This is a genomic window from Methylobacterium sp. ME121 (assembly GCF_000974725.1).
GTDB lineage: Bacteria > Pseudomonadota > Alphaproteobacteria > Rhizobiales > Beijerinckiaceae > Methylobacterium > Methylobacterium radiotolerans.
Genome location: NZ_BBUX01000106.1, coordinates 1 through 14,976, shown reverse-complemented (window position 1 = coordinate 14,976; position 14,976 = coordinate 1). Strand labels below are relative to the sequence as shown.

Here is a 14,976-nt window from a genome sequence, read left to right as displayed (position 1 = left end):
AACTTGCCTCGTGCTGGCCGCCTCGTACCGCCTGCGCATCATCCGCGCCGACGGCGACCTTGCTGACCTTCGTCAGCGCCACGCCTGGGCCATCGATCACGCCCGGACGCTTCGCACCCGCTTCCCCGGCGCGTTGAGCGCCCCGCGGGCCTGACGGCACGGCCGACCCTCTTCCCCACCGCTGACCCCTGCAACGAGCCCTACGGAGCCCGAACGATGACCTATGCCCGCATCCCTGATTTCAGCCAGTCGGCCCCGGTTCGCAGCGCTCCGACCGGGCGCGTCTCTATCAACGACCGCTGCCGCACCGTCCTGAACGAGCGCGCGGCCGGCACCGATGCCGCTGTGGCGCTCCTGCCGCTGCTCGAGCTGCAGTGGGACAAACATGTGAAGGCTCGCCGGGCCGTCCGAGCCGACGAGACGCCCGAACGCATCGCGAAGGCGGAAGGTGCGTTCGAGGCCTGCTCGGCAGTGGCCGAAGCCGTCATTAACGGGCCCATGCCCCGGTCACTGGCCGGTCTCCGCGCACTCAGCTTCGCGGTGTCCTGTGGGTATGAAGGGTGCTTAGACCGGTCCGATCCGGTCCATAATGCGCTGTGGCAGCTCGTCTGCGCGGTGGCGTGGTCGACTGGTGGCGACGTGCCCGAGGGGTTCGAGACGTTCTCTCAGGAGGGGTTCGCCTACCGCCGGTGATTGAGCCGGCTTGCCACGCGCCGTCGCTTCGTGCGGTATCGGCGTTCGCGGTCGGGGCGCCCTCGCTGGGCGAGTCGGCCAGGATCAGGAGAACTACCGACGCTGTAGCAGCACCCTGAAAAGCCAACGGCCCCCCGTCGCCAAACGGAGGGCCGTCGAAATCGGTGAGGCCTTCGGAGCCACTGACATCTCCGAAAGTCTCACGGTCGCCCTCTGGGCGTCAAGCGGGAACGCCAATTCTCGCGACGATATCGGCTTGCCTTGTGGAGGGCGGTGCCTCGCGCGCCGGCCCTCAAGCTGCTGCGGTCTGCACAAGGGCCGATCGATGTTTCACGCCACCATGCGAGGGGCGATCGATGCTGCGCGCACCCTCGCGCAACTCGACGACCTGTCGCGTCGCATCTGGCAGGCGCACGCCGCCGAGACCGTCACCGATGTCGAGGCGCAGGGGCTCGCCGAAGCGCTGCACACCCGCAGGGCCGCGCTACGCGAGGCCGTAACGCCCGTCGGCATTCCGCTCGGCCGAGTAACGCTGTTCCCGCCGAAACGCCCTCAGAGAGCTCCGGAGCGGTCCGAGGCCATCGCCCGGCGCCGCCGGCTGGCCTGTTCGGGTCCGATGCCCCCTGCCCTCGCCTCGCGGTTCACCACCGGACAGCTCGCGGTCCTGCGCATCGTCGGGGACGAGGCTGCCCGCAATGGGGCCTGCGGACTGTGCCTGGATGCCATCGCGGCCCGGGCGGGCGTGTGCCGGCGCCTGGCGCAGGCTGCGATCCGGCTGGCCGAGGGCGACGGGTTGCTGACGATCCAAGAGCGCCGCCGCCAGGGCAGGAAGAACGATCCGAACGTGATCCGGGTCATCTCCCGCGAGTGGCTGGCGTGGCTCCGGCGCGGCGGGCGGTCCGCAGCCCCCGCGCTCTTGGGGAGCATAGGGTGCAGAAAGGTTCACCCCACGGATACGGGAGATCCACAGAGGCAGCCTGTGAACTCCGGAATCGGGCAAAGGGCATCCGGCGGGAGGGAAGCGGATTGGTCAGGGTCAGGTCGACGGGCGATGCGAATCGCATAACCGGCCTCTCGACGCAGGCAGATGCGAATCCAGCGACCAGAATGGTGCCATCTGGCGTCAAGATAGTCGCAAGATGGCACCTTGCATGCGTCTATCTTTCCGAAAACGCCGCCACTGCCATCTCAAGGGCCTCGGCGATCGTGATTCCGCGCGCGTAGGCGATCCGCTTCAACGCCTCGTGGGCCTCGGGCTTGATCCGGGTCGCGAACGGCTCGCGGCCGGTCCGGCGAAGCGTGCGGCCGTCGACCTTGCCCGGGTCGAATCCAGGGTCCCGGGTCGGGGCTGGCGGGGCGGCCGGCGCCGCGGCGGGAATCGAGACAGGCTCGGCCGGGGATCCTTCCTCCTGATCCTGAGCGGCCATCAGGCGGGCGACAGCCTCGGCGTCCATGCCGGCGCGGTGACGGGGTGCCATCACAGGGTCTCCAAGCGGGTGCGGACCGCGTCGGCCAGCGCGGAAAATTCCAGGGCGGATGGCGTCTCGGGCGGCACGGGATCGCCACCGGACAGGCTGTCGGCCACGACGGCGCGCAGCGTGATCGCGGGCGCGACCGGCTCCGTGAGGCCTGCGAGGGTCCCGACGACATCGCGGCCGGATCCGGTCCGCCGATCGACGCGCGAGGGGACCACGAGGATATCGGGCCTGCCGCGGCCGCCGGCCTTCCGGTGCCGCCGCACGATGCCGACCGTCTCTGCCGCTCCCCGGATGTCGAGCATGGAAGCGCCCACCGGGATCAGCGCCAAGTCGACGATGGCCACCACGGCGCCGAATGCCGCGCCAAGGGCGCCGGGCGCGTCGATCACGACGTAATCGGCCTCGATCGAGCGAACGGCCTTCGTCCAGGCTGCAACCGCCTTGGCCTCTACCTCCTCGAGGAGAAGCGAGCTGACCGGGAAGGGGAGGCGGCCCATGTCGCCGACGGCCGTCGCGTGCCCGGCGGGATCCGCGTCGAGGATCGCGACCCGCGCGCCGCCGCGGGCGAGAACGGCCGCCAAATTGATGGCGATGGTCGTCTTGCCGACGCCGCCCTTGGTCGACGCAAGGCCGATCAGCTTCGACATGCTGCAATCAATCCGTCTGAAAGCCTAAATCTAGTCGCAAGATGATTTCTTTCTTGCGGCCATCAGGAAGTCAGACAGACGTTAACATGACGTTAACCATCGTCATAACGCCATCGTCAGGCGTCAGCTTGGCTGCGATAGGCCTCCGGCAGGGGCACGCCGCGCGCCCTCACAGCCTGGCTGACGATGGCGCCTCCGTCGGCACGCAGGCACACAGCATCCGTGTACCAAGCTAGACCTTGTGTGTCACCGAAGTGTTCGTATGAGATAACCTGATATATGCCGTCGGTAGCAATGATTTTGTCTAGCAATGCATTGCTGCCTTCGGCGAGGTAAGCCGGAGAATATGCAGCCCGATTGATGGATTTCTCATCGATCTGGATTTTAGTCCCGATCTGGCAGTTGGGATCCATCAGCATCCGCACGATGACACCGTCGATCGTCGCTTCCGGACGCCCGATCATGCCCGTTTGACTGTTGAGAACGATCGTAGACCCGGGCTTGAACTCGCCGTTTTTCCGGACATTCACCCGGCCGTTCTCGAAATTGAACGAGGCGTTGGCACTTTGGCACAGCGTGCGCATCGTGTCCCGCGCCATCCCGAACAGCGTCGTGCCGCGGATCGCCTTCGCGCTGCCGAGGTCGGTGATGTAGCCGGGCTTCAACCCATGCTCGGCGAACGCCTTCATGCAGGCATCGACCACGTCGCGCTGTGTGTGCCCCTTCTCGAGGGCCGTGTTCACTACCGCGTAGCCGTTGCCTCGGTAGCCGGACCGAGCCAGGATCCCGAGGTACGTATCAACCGGGTTCTCGCGACCTGCGCGCTTCTGCACCAAGTCGCCATCGAATATCAGGCCATGACTATCCTGATACCCGGCCTCAATTTTCACGTTGTCGTATTCTTTCGTTATATTCTGCTCGGTTTCCCGAGATAGGTTGTAAATGTACGCCTCGACATGTTGAGGGGTTTGGCTCTCGAAAGATTTGACTTGAAAGCGGACTCGGAACTGCGACAGGTCAAGCGCCTTTCCAGTCTTTCCAAGAGTCAGCTTGAAGTAGCGAAGATACTTCCGAGCCATATCGTTTTTTCCTTCGGAAAGATCTAACGGACTGCGGCCTTGATGCCATCGAGACCAAATTGACCAACTGACTTTTGCCCCTGAAAGACGAGGTCGGCGACTTGGCGCGGCTCGCTGCCCTGCACGTTGAAGGTGTTGTGCTGCGTGAGGCTCGCGGACCGGCTGTTGTCGGTGGTGTTCGAGGTCCCGAGCGGCTTCGGGTCGATCGCCGGCGCGAAGGTCGGCCGCCGGGCCGCGGGCGGGGCGGCTGCAGCTTCCGTGGCCGGATGTCCGGGGGCGGCAGGTGCCGCCACCTTCCGCATGGCCTCGTCTGCCTTCGCAGCGTCGCCCGTGGCCTTGTAGACCGCCTGCCACCGCTCCCGCTTCTCGCGGTCCAGCGCGTCGCGCTGCGCCTCCGTCAGGGCCGCCCGCGCCTTGGCGGCCTCGGCCCGCGCTGCCTCGGCCGCCGCGACTGCAGCCCGGTCCTCGGGCGTCATCAGCTTGTCGAGGCCCTTGGCGGCGCTAGCGAAGTCCGGTTTTTCGGGCACGCGTGGGTTGATGCTCGCGCCGGCCCGAACCTTCTGCATCAGCTCGACGGCTATCGCGTTCTTGGCTCCGATCAGCGAGGCCCATTCCTGACGCAGGCCGACCGCGTTGGCGCCCCGCTGGCGGGCGAGGTTCGCCGCGATCCGGTCCTGCGTCTTCTCGTCGAACAGGTCGGTGCCCTTGAGCCCGAGCTTCCGCATCTGGTCGCGCAGGGTGTCCCCGACGATCTGGTACCGCCCCATCGCGGACGAGTTCGGGTTGCCAGGCTGGCGGCGCATGTACCGGCCGAGCTCGAGGATTTCGTCCAGCGTCTTGGTGGTGAGGGTCTGTTCCTGACCACCAGGCAGGTACCGTCCATAGCCGAGGGAGGTGTTGTAGCCGCCCCCGGGCGCCTTGGCCGTCCCCTCGGACCGGGCGATGTGGTCGAGCACATCCTTGTAGTCCCCGGGGTTGGCCGCAACGCCACCGCTCTGATCGCCGGCAGCGGCCCGCGCGCCGCGCCGACGGATGCCCGCGCCGCCACGGCCTTCGGAGGCCTCCGCGCTACCGCCTCCAAAAGCTCGCTTCACCGATCCCCACTTATCGCCCAGCCATTCCCGGACCCGCGCGCGGCGGTCGATGCCCTCGCGCTGCAACTCGGCCTGGCCAGGGTCGGCCGCGGCCTGTTCCGGCGTCTGGAAGCTGTGCCCCATCGCCACCGCGCCGGCGACGATCGGGATACCAAGACGCAGCATCAGCGCGCCCCATGCCGTCGAGACCGACGAGATGGCGCCGACGATCCGCACCGCCCACGATGCGACCATGAAGGCCGCGAACGCCTCTAGAACGCCCTGCACGCCGTTGTGGCCCGTGATGGCCCCCGCCATCTCCCCGATCTTGGTGATGACCGGCGCCAGTTCCTTCGCGATGGCCAGCAGCGCCTTGGCGAACTCGGCCGCGGCGTTGCCGATCTGGATCAGTCCCTCGCGGATGGCATCCGGGTTCTGCCGGACCCATTCGATGATCTCATCAATGAATTTCTGTAGAGCCGGCGCGAGATCCGAGAGGATTTTTTGCGAGACAAGCGTAACGACCATTTCCAGTCGCCGAAGCGACTGCATGAACGTCTTGCCTTTCTCGGCGGCCTCATCTTGGTTGAGACCGATCGAGCGGGCGTATTCAGCCTGTTCCTTGCGCAACCGGGCGAGCAGTTCGGGCTGCTCGCGCATCGCGCGCATCGTGTCTTCGTCGACGCCGAGCTGCTGCGCGTAGCCCAGCGCGACATACGTCGGCATCCGCTGCGTCGCCTGGCCGAACTCCTCGAACAGCTTCGTCGTGTCCCGCAGCCGCCCCGCGGCATCCCGGGTCCGGACGCCGATCGCCTTCAACAGCGACTCCGCGCCGGGATCCGTGGCCAAGCGCCGGCCGAAGTTCGAGAGCGAGGCCTGTGCGGACCCGGCCGAGGTGCCGAGCTGCGACAAGGCATAGGTCATCGCCCGCAGGCTGCCGACCGAGGTGTTGGCGCGCTGGGCGGTGTAGAAGATGCTTTCAAATCCGGCCGAGATGTCGGCGACGGCCTTGGCGATGGCCTTGGCGGCGCTCTCGATCCCGCGCGCGAGAAGGTCGGCCTGCAGGGTCGCCGAGCGGATGGCGTCGGTGAACTTGCGCTCGGATGCGCCGTCGACCTTGTAGGACAGGCCGACGAGGAATTCTTTGATGGTCTCGGCCATATCAAGCCCTCATTTTTTCAGTAAAGCGAGGGCCATCCCTGCAAAGTGACTTCTACTTGGCCGACATCTGGGACGAGAAAGACGAGATGTTGTCCATGACGACCGCGTAGACGAGCCGCAGCATGGTCACGACATCGATGCTCGGATCCGGCTTGCCGTCCCGGGCCGACCACGCCGGCAGGAACCCGCCGCCGTCGGTCTCCATCAGCACGGCGCGCAGACAGGCCCCGATGACGTAATTCCGGCCATCGTCGCCGAGCGTCTGCACCGCCGCTGCGAGGTGCATCACGGCCTCGTCGGAGAGTTCGGCGCCCGCGATCGGCTCGTCCGGCTCGCGCCCCTCGGCGGCGGCCTTCTCCGCGGCGGCCACGCGCGCGCGCATGTCGGCGGCAGCCGCGAAGGCCGGCTTGAGGGCAGGCACGATCGGCAGCACCTTCACGCCGATGGCGAGCTGCGTCAGGGCGTCGAGCTTCTGCAGCCGGAATGCGCGGCCGTTGATGGTGATTTCCGACATGGAAAGGGATCCTTGAGACGTGGTGATGCTGCGGGGAGAAGGTGCCGGCGCCGCCCGCAGAGGTTGGCAGGCGACGCCGGCGGGCGGGGTTACGACGGCACTTTCCGCCTAGCCGCTTCCGCGCCGATCGAGGCGGCGCAGGCTTGCCGACTGCGGCCGAGACCCCATCAGGGCCGCCGCCGGCAATCGGTGAAATCAGTCCCCGAGGGGCGCGACCGTGGCCTGCGGGTCGGCCAGCAGGTCTTTCAGGTGCTCGGACCACCGCCGCACGCCCGGACTGTGGCTGCTGACGTTGAACGGCATGGTCTTCGGGGCCATCGCGTCGCGAATGCCCGCGGGGGCGGGCAGCTTCACCGGCAACGCCAGGAACAGCTCTTCCAGGCTGCGCCGCAGCTCCAAGCCGCGTTCGTCCGCCTCGTTCAGCTCCGCTGCCATTCGGCAGGCCTGCGCGAGCACCACCCGATCGCGGATCATCTGCGCGTCGTGCAGCGCTCGTTTCGTCTCGGCAATCGCGGCCTCGTGCTCGACTTTCAGGGCGCCGAGAACCGACTCCATCACCTCGACATCGACCTTCGCGGTAGCCTCGACCGCGAGGGCGGCGGAAAGAGCCTCGGAGCCGGGGCGGTCGGTGTCCTGCGAAGCCAACCACGCCTGCATCGCAGAGGCTGCCTCCCGCCGCGCAGCCGCAGTCTTCTCGGCGGCAGCGGCATGGCGCCCCTGGGCCTCGCCCTTCTCGCGCACGGCGACGCTGACACGCGCGGCAACGTCGAGCTCGGCTTCCCGGGCGCGGGCCAGGGCAGCCAGACGGTCCGCGAGGGTAGAGCGAAGGGCCGCCTCATCCTCGACGACGATCTTTTCGGAAGGGAGCGGGGTCCAGAGCGGTTCGGCCGTGCGGGCGTTGGTCGGAAGGGCGCTGATGTTGGTCATGGGGTCGTTCCCTCGTTGGGTTGGTCCGCAGTCCTGCGGTCCTGTGGTGGGTCGGATCTGTGGGGTGACGCGTCAGGCCTCAGTAGAGGACTTGAACGGAGGCGTTCGGGTCGGCCTTGGTCAGATCGGCATCGACGACGGCGTAGCCATCGTGGCGCGTTCCACCGCCGCCACCGGTGGTGTCCACGAGATCGACCGTTCCGCCGCCCTGCAGCTTCAAGACGAACGTGCCGGACCCCCGGACGATGACGCCGCGGCCGGGCGGCACGGGCGTTCCCGGCGTGAGGGTGCGGGCATTGGTGTACGTGGCGGCCTCGGCCGTGCCCTGCGCCGCCATCGGGGCCGAGCGGGCGGACCCGAGCGTCACATCCGCCCCCGCAGCCGCGAAGGCCGCCATGATCGCCGCGCCGGCTGCCGAGGCCGTGGCGATGGCCCCTTCGGCGTAGCCCGCCACGGGGCGGACATCGTCCCCGTTCGACAGGTCCAGGGACAGGGACGCCTGCGGATACCCGCCCGGCCCGGCTGCCCGCGCGGTGCGCGACAGCGTCAGGGTGAAGGGACCCACGGCCCCGTAGACGTTCAGAAGCTCTTTCATCGAGGTCTTTCCTTCGAAGGGGCGGGCCGCCGTCACGACGGGCCGGGTTGCGGGTCAGGCGCTCTTGCGGCGCCACACCTCGGAGGCGCGGGAGTTGATCGCGTGCAGGCGGTTCGGTGCCGCAGCGGCATCCGCCACCGCGTGCGAGCGGCGAAGAACATCCGAACGCTCGGACTCCGTGAGGCGGCCGGCGGCCCGGGCTGCCGCGTCCGCCGTCGCCTGCGCCCGCTGGCGCGCGAAGGCGGCGTTGATCTCGGACAGCTCCCGTCCGGCCGCCGCCAAGCCGTCGGCGATCTCGGCCAGGGCGGCCGCGTCATAGGTCGGCCGGTGCCGGGGGGCGGGGGCAGCGAGCCGCGGGGCGTGATCCGCAACCGGGAGGCTGCCGTGCGCCTCGGCACCATACGCACGCAGGCGCCGGATCTGTTCGGCGGACAAGATGCTGTAAGTCATAATCACTCTCCCTCAAGGGTTCGACGGTAGAAGTCTTCCGCCTCAAGAGGCGTCATCTCGCGGGTGATGGTCTCCACCGGGCCTTCGCCCGTCGGGCCGGTCAGCGCGACCTTCTGCGCGATGCCGAGGTGGCGGCCGAGCTCGACGAGGGCGGCCGTCTTGCTGTGCATCTTGACCTTCAGCCCGTGCGGACCTTGCGAGATTTCGGCGATGGCGGCCGCAGCGCCGGGATGAACCTCGTCGGATGAGACGAGGCGCAGGGCGTTCCGGTTCTCGGTCGCGTCGGGAGCGCCGGTGTCAGCGCTGTCATCACGCACCGCGTCTCCGGGCGCACCCCAGTTCACCACGGACCTTATGTCGGCGAACCCGATCCGGCCGAGCTCGGCCATGACACGATCCTTCGTGATCTTTGTCCGGGCAATCGCTTCCGCATTGAAGTCGTCAATGGCTTTTCTGACGGAAGCGTTCTTCGTGAGAAGATCGTAGCCCTGTCGCGCTGCGTTCTCCGGGGTGTATCCGGCTTTGATTGCCGACTGCGTTGCATTTCCCAGCGTATCGCCCTCGACATAGGCGAGCACGAAGGCGAGCTGATTTTGATTGAGATCCTTCAACACGAAGAGATGCCTTTTCAGATAAGCGCAGTGGCGCCCGGATCAGCTCGGGCCGCGCCCAAGAAACCCCAATTTTCCTGGAATGATAGACCGAATAGTGTTGTGATACAACGGTTTAAGCAGCCTATTAGGTCGAAGACTGCGAAATATCCATTTATCAAAACCGTCAATATTCTTAGGTCAATCTTTGAGAAAGTATATCCAATGTCGTGTTTTGTCTGCGAACCCGAGCGGCAAACGACACCGCTTGACTTCGAACGTCTAACAGTTCTAGCAACGACCGTAGCTAAGGACGTTGAGTCGGTGATGGCCAAGCGGAACCACGTCTCCTACCTCCGCGTGTCCCGGGACTCTCAGGGCGCCTCCGGCCTCGGCATCGAGGCGCAGCGCAGAACCGTGGCCGACTTCTTGAACGGTGGTCCGTGGAAGGTGGTCGCCGAGTTCGTCGAGGTCGAAAGCGGGAAGCGAGATGACCGCCCCGAGCTGATGAAGGCCGTCGAGGCGTGTCGGCTCTATGGGGCTCGACTCGTCATCGCGAAGCTCGATCGGCTGTCCCGAGACGCGCACTTTCTGCTCGGCCTCGAGAAGGCGGGGGTCGACTTCGTGTGCGCCGATATGCCGAACGCCAACCGCCTGACGGTCGGGATCATGGCGATGGTCGCCGAGGAAGAGCGCCGCATGATCTCGGAACGGACCCGGGCAGCGCTGGCGGCCGCGAAGGCCCGCGGAACGAAGCTCGGGGGCTTCCGGGGGCATGTGGCCACCGATGCCGCCCGTGAGGCGGGCAGGGCCACCATATCGGCCAGAGCTAAGGCCCAGGCGACCCGGCTCGCACCCATCATCGCGGATCTGCGGGCGGCGGGCGTTACGTCGGCCAGTGGGATCGCGCGCGCGCTGACCGAACGCGGTATACCGACGGCCCGCGGCGCTGATGTCTGGGCAGCGGCGCAGGTTGCGCGGGTTCTGACGCGGCTGGCCGCATGAGACGGCCCAGGACGGCCGCCGGCACCGTTCCCGGTGTGTTCCTGCTCCCGACCCATCGAACGCCGTCAGCGGGCCGCGTATCGCAACGGCGGGGCATCACAGCGGGCGGTCGGCCGCGTTCGTGTCCCGCGCTTTGCCTTGGGCTACCGCTCCGTACGCGGACTCGTGGATGGCGCGGCGGAACTCGATCAGGTCCATGAGCGCGTTGTGCACGTCGACCGGCTTCATGCCGTGCTCGGCCACAAGTAAATGGAAGTCGCGCAGGACCAAGGCGTCAATCTGAGCCTTGTTTGGACAGTGAATAGTCAGCTCGGGCCCGCCGATGTGACAGGCATATGCATCGGCCCACCCAGTTTTGTCGGGATACGGTCCGAGCTTGATTTGACCAACCGTCGAGCGAAAGCCGGCGGCCTCGGATCGAGGCGTGAAGGCGATGAGGGTGTCTTCGTACCGGCGTCCGGCCCGCTTCAGGGGGTGACGCTGGGCGCCACCTTGGATCCGCGGGCCCTTGTCCGGACCGCGGCCGCGTCGACGGGGCGTAGGGGTGTCCACGAGATGGGAGGGATGATCGTCGTCGGGCGACGCGGTCGCTACGGCTTCGTTCAGCATCGGCTTTCCCCCACCTTCGTGTTGCTCGATCCCCCACCAAGGCACCCCCCAGAACCGGGTGCCTGCCTTACCCCACCTTGGGCCCCCCTAAAGGGGGCCCTAAAAGTGGGGACGGCGGCAGAGGTCCGGTTCTTCCCCACTTCCCCACCTCGACCCCACTTCGAAAAACAAGGTGGGGTGAACGGCAAGGCTTGATCCACTCGCGGATATTTGATGAACAATATCAGTGAGTTGTTGACGCAGCCGGATGGCCGACCGCGGGTCGAAAGCCCGGCGCCAAACCCCACCTCGGAAACCAAGGTGGGGTCGGCCAGAGGCCCGTTTCCCCACCTCACCCCACCTTGAAAAACGAGGTGGGGTCGGCCCTGTCTGACGCCCCCGATCATGCCGGGACTCCCACGACGATCATGGGTCGATCCCGGCCCTTGCCAGTGTCCGGCTGGCGGTCGATTTTCAGCGCGCCATTCTCGATCCAGGTCCGCAACAGCGTCTTGATGCGCTTCCCGCCGTCGGGGCTGTCGACGTTGATGCCGAGCACCTGTCCAATGGCGTGTCCGGCCCAATTGCCAGCCTGGGCGTTCGCAGCCCACGTGCCGCCGGCGATGGCAGCCTGAACCGCGCGCAGGTCCGCAACCTCAATGCCGTCGAAGGCCCCGGGCATCGTCCAGGGCGTGACGACGCCAACAAGATCCTCGGGCCCGCCCGCATCGTCGTTTCCAAGGCCGGTGCTGACCAACTCGAACCACTTCGCCCGTTCCATCGGAGGGGCCATGTTCGCCTTGCCGTTGTCGACCCGGAAGAACCGCAGCCGGTCCCACGACGACACGTTGGCCTGCCCGGCTTCCTCGACAGACATGCCGTTGAGCACGCGTGCCGAGCGCACCGCGCCGATCAGCGCCGAGCCGCCCCGGGCATCCTCGACCGTATAGGCGGTCTGTCCGGCGCCGGCCTTCCGAACGTGGTGGACGAGCTCGACGCAGCAGTTGCAGGCCTCGGCGATGCCGGCCCACGTCTTCGCGACGCGGTCGATCGCCCCGTTGTCGTTCTCCGGGACCGCGTGACACGACACGAACGGGTCGATCATCAGCACGTCGATGCGCCGAGCCCGCAGCTCGTCGGTGATGGCGTCGACCACGGGGACCATGACCGTCACCCCCTCGCCGAGCTTCTGCGCGATGACGAGCGGCTGTTCGCGGCCCGAGTCGATGAACAGGCGGTCTCCGATGTCCTCGGCCGTGATGCCGTAGTGCAGGCAGATCGCGGCGAGGCGACGCTCGATCTCTTCGCGGGGATCCTCGCCGTTCCAAACCCAGACGCGCAACGGCTCGGCCACGCGCACGCCGAGCAAAGGCCGTCCCGTCACCATCGCAAGCGCCTCGACGAGAACGAGACTTGTCTTGCCGAGGCCGCCAGGCGCTACAGTTGCGGTGGCGTATTTCCGGATGAAATGGCGATCGTAGAGCCACTGTCGCCGCGGGATCGTCTTGGGATCGCGCCAGACGAAAGGCGTTGCCTTGATGCGCCCAGGGACAGCAGCTCCGGCGGCGGATGAGGCCTCGAAACGCCCCATGTCATCTTCCGCGGTCGGCTCAATCGGCGCCCCGCGCTCGATCGTGTAGCCCGACAGGTCAGCCATGTTGCGCCCCTTTGATGAGGTCGTTGAGGTCGGTGCCGGGGGTGGTCGTCTTGACGAGGAAGGTCTCGGCGCCGGCGGCCTGCCAGCGGGCAGAACAGACACGGGCGGCGCGCTCGCCGGCCGGGTCGTGATCGACCGAGATCCAGAGGCATTCGACGCCGGACAGGACGGGGAACGCCTCAACGTTGGGCGCCGAGATGAGCGACCACACGGGCGAGCTACCGAACTCGCGGGTGTGCCGCAGCGACAAGGTGGTCTCGATCCCCTCACCGATCCCGAGGCAGGTCGTGACATCGGCATCCGAAGTCATCTTCACCGCGCCGCCTTTGGTCGGACCAAGGGTGAGCCGTTCATACCCGTTCACCTCGACCTTGCGGCCGAGGGCATCGAGCGCTGTGCGGTGGATCCCGATGGGCTGATCCGTCACCACGTCCCGAACGAGGGCGACCATGGCCGGCACCGTCTCGCGTCCCCACGGGCAGCGCGGGTGAAACCGCAGGACGGTCCCTGCGATCTCGTCGGACAGATCCAGGCATCGGCCACCGAGATGTACCTCGACGACCGTGCCGCGCGGGTCCCGCGCCTCGCCCCAAATCGTAAGGGCGAGCTCCTGCCGGTATTTCAGCTTGGCCCGGGCATCCGCCTCCGCACGCTCGCGGGCTTCCTGGCGGCGGCGGGCCTCGACCGGGTCGACGAGTCGGGGCGTGCGGTGGCGGTCGTCAGCGAGCCCAAGAACCCCCGCAACATGGTCGCGGCAGGCGCGCCAGTCGTCGCCGCAGTAGGAGTGGACGACGAACCCATCAGGATGGCTCGCGGACGGCCGCACCGCCATGCTGCGGTCGGCCGGGCTATGGCCAGGGCCAGGCGCTAACACCTGATCGCCGGCTACCTCGCCGCCAAGCGCCCGCGCGAGCCCGCGCAGTGTCAGAGAATGCACGGTCATGCGCATTCCCCCTGCTCAAACGACAGTATTCCGTTGAAATGCTCGCGGGTGAGACGTACCTTGATGCTTCGCTGCCGACCAAAGCGCGAAATCAAGGGGTCCGATCCTGCGAGGGGTCGGGCCTCTTTGCTTGTCATGGTGGGTTTGGCCTCTTGGGGCCAGCGCCGTCGCCGGGGGTCTAGGATGATCTCGGGCGGCCGTCCGCCTCGAGGTTGGCGTGATCGGCCTACGCCGCCGCGGGGATGCTGGCAGGCGGCGCCTCCGAACCTCCGTCGCCCTCGTTGAGGAAGCGCAGCAGGCTCGGAACGACGATCAGATACCGGCGCCCGATCTTTTTCGCGTCGATCTTCTTCGACTGGATCAGGCCGTGGATCGTGTATGTGCTCAGAGTTGAGTAATCGACGGCATCCGTGACCGAGCAAAAGTCTCGATCCTTGATGTGCGCCTTGACTTTAGCGTTCTTCGGCATGTGCTGCCCTCCGCGATTGGCCGTCCCGGGCCGAATGGGATTTGAACAGCATGCTCCACGCGCGGCACTAATCGCAAGCAGATTTGGGGTATTTGCGCTATATATTTTGAGGTGTAACGAGATGATACAGTCTGATCTATGGAGATAAAATGAGTTCTACGGAATAAATGCATTAGAGCGGATGCGTCAAAGATCGTTATATCTCGCCGTTTCTTATAAAACGACGTTGACAAGCCCGCAACTCGATATGTAATTTGATCTCAAGGCGGACAGTCCCGGTTCGCCCGACGCGATCGACGGTGGTGTCCCAACGCTCGTCTGATCGCGATGCGCCCTGGACTGGTCCCGCAGTCCAGGGCCGGATGCGAGTCAGCCTCGCTTACGCCTTCCGGTCTCGGAACCGGATCCCGGCGCCTCCCCCGTTCTCGGGGATGAACTCCAACCCTGCCGTCTCGAAGGCGCGAACGACCGCAGCAAGGTTGTTCGGTGATGGCACACGTCGACCCTTCTCGAAATCGCGGATCGTGCTCTCGCTAAGGTTCGAGCGGGACGCGAGCTCGGTCTGTGACCAATCGAGTAGTCCGCGGGCGGCGCGGGACTGGGCGGCTGACAACGACATCACGGCTCCTAACCACGATGTTCGTTTATCACAAACGATAAGCGTTGACAGCGTTTGACTTCAACGGTATCCGTTTATCGCCAACGGAAACCGAGTGTTTCGCCATGTCAAACCGACGCCTCTCTTGGAACGCCGCCCTCCGCGACGTGCGCGACGACCGCGCCAAGGTCCCGGCCGGGCTCCTGGCCGCCAAGGCCTCCGTCAACCTGACGGCCCGCCTCGATCGCCGCCCGCTGTTCGCCGCCGGCAAGTTCGATCGCAGCGCCATCATGCGCGCGGCCGCCAAGGCCGCCCGGCTCCATCAGGAGCGGTTCGGCTGCACCTGGGCAGAGGCGATGTCGGTGGCGCTGACGGCCGCATGGGGCGCCGCCAAGCTCGCCCGGCACATGGCCGCGCACTGACGGGTGGCGCCATGAACCACGCCGTCCCCCTCGTCCTGCGCACGCCGACCCAACGCCTCGCCCACGCCCGGCAGGATCACGCAACTT

General features: G+C 66.7%; 18 protein-coding genes. 4 read left to right on the top strand and 14 right to left on the bottom strand.

The window, feature by feature from the left end; genetic code table 11:
• The first annotated feature begins 216 nt into the window (after positions 1 to 216).
• Together ME121_RS30930 and ME121_RS30925 are read left to right on the top strand one after the other, a co-directional pair.
• Positions 217 to 693 carry a hypothetical protein gene (locus ME121_RS30930; RefSeq protein ID WP_059410189.1) on the top strand — a complete coding sequence of 159 codons (477 nt, stop codon included), beginning with the start codon at positions 217 to 219 and terminating at the stop codon, positions 691 to 693.
• Between the two features lie 325 nt (positions 694 to 1,018).
• The gene (locus ME121_RS30925; RefSeq protein WP_491892925.1) at positions 1,019 to 1,759 is read left to right on the top strand and encodes a hypothetical protein; all 741 of its coding nucleotides are present in this window, start codon (positions 1,019 to 1,021) and stop codon (positions 1,757 to 1,759) included.
• A 91-nt stretch (positions 1,760 to 1,850) separates the two neighbouring features.
• On the opposite strand, the gene ME121_RS30920 is transcribed toward ME121_RS30925, so the two are convergent.
• From ME121_RS30920 to ME121_RS34575, 9 genes are all read right to left on the bottom strand, one after another.
• Entirely contained in the window at positions 1,851 to 2,171 is a 321-nt protein-coding gene (locus tag ME121_RS30920; protein WP_059410188.1) for a hypothetical protein, read from the bottom strand.
• Complete coding sequence (locus ME121_RS30915; protein WP_059410187.1) at positions 2,171 to 2,818, bottom strand: ParA family protein; 648 nt, start codon at positions 2,816 to 2,818, stop codon at positions 2,171 to 2,173. The genes ME121_RS30920 and ME121_RS30915 overlap by 1 nt, the downstream gene beginning before the upstream one ends.
• Before the next feature lie 116 nt (positions 2,819 to 2,934).
• Entirely contained in the window at positions 2,935 to 3,897 is a 963-nt protein-coding gene (locus ME121_RS30910) for a phage protein (RefSeq protein ID WP_059410186.1), read from the bottom strand.
• A gap of 23 nt (positions 3,898 to 3,920) precedes the next feature.
• Positions 3,921 to 6,131, bottom strand: coding sequence for a phage tail tape measure protein (locus ME121_RS30905; protein ID WP_059410185.1), 2,211 nt, complete (start codon positions 6,129 to 6,131; stop codon positions 3,921 to 3,923).
• 52 nt (positions 6,132 to 6,183) lie between these two features.
• On the bottom strand, positions 6,184 to 6,645 hold the full coding sequence (locus ME121_RS30900; protein WP_059410184.1) for a phage tail assembly chaperone: 462 nt from the start codon (positions 6,643 to 6,645) through the stop codon (positions 6,184 to 6,186).
• Between the two features lie 195 nt (positions 6,646 to 6,840).
• Positions 6,841 to 7,572 (bottom strand): hypothetical protein, encoded by a 732-nt coding sequence (locus ME121_RS30895; protein ID WP_059410183.1) that lies wholly within the window; start codon positions 7,570 to 7,572, stop codon positions 6,841 to 6,843.
• A gap of 79 nt (positions 7,573 to 7,651) precedes the next feature.
• Positions 7,652 to 8,167 carry a hypothetical protein gene (locus tag ME121_RS30890; protein WP_059410182.1) on the bottom strand — a complete coding sequence of 172 codons (516 nt, stop codon included), beginning with the start codon at positions 8,165 to 8,167 and terminating at the stop codon, positions 7,652 to 7,654.
• A gap of 54 nt (positions 8,168 to 8,221) precedes the next feature.
• Positions 8,222 to 8,617 (bottom strand): hypothetical protein, encoded by a 396-nt coding sequence (locus ME121_RS30885; protein ID WP_059410181.1) that lies wholly within the window; start codon positions 8,615 to 8,617, stop codon positions 8,222 to 8,224.
• 2 nt (positions 8,618 to 8,619) lie between these two features.
• Positions 8,620 to 9,231: a terminase small subunit gene (locus tag ME121_RS34575; protein WP_491892924.1), complete on the bottom strand. Its 612-nt coding sequence runs from the start codon at positions 9,229 to 9,231 to the stop codon at positions 8,620 to 8,622.
• Between the two features lie 303 nt (positions 9,232 to 9,534).
• Here ME121_RS34575 and ME121_RS30875 point away from each other — a divergent pair, with 303 nt between their 5' ends.
• Positions 9,535 to 10,212, top strand: a complete 678-nt coding sequence (locus ME121_RS30875; RefSeq protein WP_059410179.1) for a recombinase family protein — start codon at positions 9,535 to 9,537, stop codon at positions 10,210 to 10,212.
• Between the two features lie 96 nt (positions 10,213 to 10,308).
• Here the strand turns inward: ME121_RS30875 and ME121_RS34570 are convergent, their stop codons facing one another.
• The 5 genes from ME121_RS34570 to ME121_RS30850 all read right to left on the bottom strand — a co-directional run bounded on the left by ME121_RS34570 (position 10,309) and on the right by ME121_RS30850 (position 14,488).
• A complete protein-coding gene (locus tag ME121_RS34570) occupies positions 10,309 to 10,821 on the bottom strand; it encodes a hypothetical protein (RefSeq protein ID WP_491892923.1) in 513 nt (170 codons plus the stop codon).
• A 382-nt stretch (positions 10,822 to 11,203) separates the two neighbouring features.
• A complete protein-coding gene (locus ME121_RS30870) occupies positions 11,204 to 12,457 on the bottom strand; it encodes a helicase RepA family protein (RefSeq protein ID WP_491892922.1) in 1,254 nt (417 codons plus the stop codon).
• Positions 12,450 to 13,406, bottom strand: coding sequence for a primase/helicase family protein (locus ME121_RS34565; protein ID WP_491892921.1), 957 nt, complete (start codon positions 13,404 to 13,406; stop codon positions 12,450 to 12,452). Before ME121_RS34565 ends, ME121_RS30870 begins: the two co-directional genes overlap by 8 nt.
• Before the next feature lie 220 nt (positions 13,407 to 13,626).
• Positions 13,627 to 13,869: a MerR family transcriptional regulator gene (locus tag ME121_RS30855; RefSeq protein ID WP_059410175.1), complete on the bottom strand. Its 243-nt coding sequence runs from the start codon at positions 13,867 to 13,869 to the stop codon at positions 13,627 to 13,629.
• Positions 13,870 to 14,248: 379 nt separating this feature from the next.
• Positions 14,249 to 14,488: a helix-turn-helix domain-containing protein gene (locus ME121_RS30850; RefSeq protein ID WP_059410174.1), complete on the bottom strand. Its 240-nt coding sequence runs from the start codon at positions 14,486 to 14,488 to the stop codon at positions 14,249 to 14,251.
• A gap of 104 nt (positions 14,489 to 14,592) precedes the next feature.
• On the opposite strand from ME121_RS30850, the gene ME121_RS30845 reads away from it, so the two are divergent.
• The gene (locus tag ME121_RS30845; RefSeq protein WP_059410173.1) at positions 14,593 to 14,889 is read left to right on the top strand and encodes a hypothetical protein; all 297 of its coding nucleotides are present in this window, start codon (positions 14,593 to 14,595) and stop codon (positions 14,887 to 14,889) included.
• The last annotated feature ends 87 nt before the right edge of the window (positions 14,890 to 14,976 follow it).

Coding starts and splice junctions, on each gene's coding strand:
- ME121_RS30855 (WP_059410175.1), bottom strand. CDS start 13,869: ATGCCGAAGAACGCTAAAGTCAAGGCGCACATCAAGGATCGAGACTTT.
- ME121_RS30910 (WP_059410186.1), bottom strand. CDS start 3,897: ATGGCTCGGAAGTATCTTCGCTACTTCAAGCTGACTCTTGGAAAGACT.
- ME121_RS30890 (WP_059410182.1), bottom strand. CDS start 8,167: ATGAAAGAGCTTCTGAACGTCTACGGGGCCGTGGGTCCCTTCACCCTG.
- ME121_RS30850 (WP_059410174.1), bottom strand. CDS start 14,488: ATGTCGTTGTCAGCCGCCCAGTCCCGCGCCGCCCGCGGACTACTCGAT.
- ME121_RS34570 (WP_491892923.1), bottom strand. CDS start 10,821: ATGCTGAACGAAGCCGTAGCGACCGCGTCGCCCGACGACGATCATCCC.
- ME121_RS30920 (WP_059410188.1), bottom strand. CDS start 2,171: ATGGCACCCCGTCACCGCGCCGGCATGGACGCCGAGGCTGTCGCCCGC.
- ME121_RS30845 (WP_059410173.1), top strand. CDS start 14,593: ATGTCAAACCGACGCCTCTCTTGGAACGCCGCCCTCCGCGACGTGCGC.
- ME121_RS30875 (WP_059410179.1), top strand. CDS start 9,535: ATGGCCAAGCGGAACCACGTCTCCTACCTCCGCGTGTCCCGGGACTCT.
- ME121_RS30915 (WP_059410187.1), bottom strand. CDS start 2,818: ATGTCGAAGCTGATCGGCCTTGCGTCGACCAAGGGCGGCGTCGGCAAG.
- ME121_RS30895 (WP_059410183.1), bottom strand. CDS start 7,572: ATGACCAACATCAGCGCCCTTCCGACCAACGCCCGCACGGCCGAACCG.
- ME121_RS34565 (WP_491892921.1), bottom strand. CDS start 13,406: ATGCGCATGACCGTGCATTCTCTGACACTGCGCGGGCTCGCGCGGGCG.
- ME121_RS30930 (WP_059410189.1), top strand. CDS start 217: ATGACCTATGCCCGCATCCCTGATTTCAGCCAGTCGGCCCCGGTTCGC.
- ME121_RS30905 (WP_059410185.1), bottom strand. CDS start 6,131: ATGGCCGAGACCATCAAAGAATTCCTCGTCGGCCTGTCCTACAAGGTC.
- ME121_RS30870 (WP_491892922.1), bottom strand. CDS start 12,457: ATGGCTGACCTGTCGGGCTACACGATCGAGCGCGGGGCGCCGATTGAG.
- ME121_RS30900 (WP_059410184.1), bottom strand. CDS start 6,645: ATGTCGGAAATCACCATCAACGGCCGCGCATTCCGGCTGCAGAAGCTC.
- ME121_RS30925 (WP_491892925.1), top strand. CDS start 1,019: ATGTTTCACGCCACCATGCGAGGGGCGATCGATGCTGCGCGCACCCTC.
- ME121_RS30885 (WP_059410181.1), bottom strand. CDS start 8,617: ATGACTTACAGCATCTTGTCCGCCGAACAGATCCGGCGCCTGCGTGCG.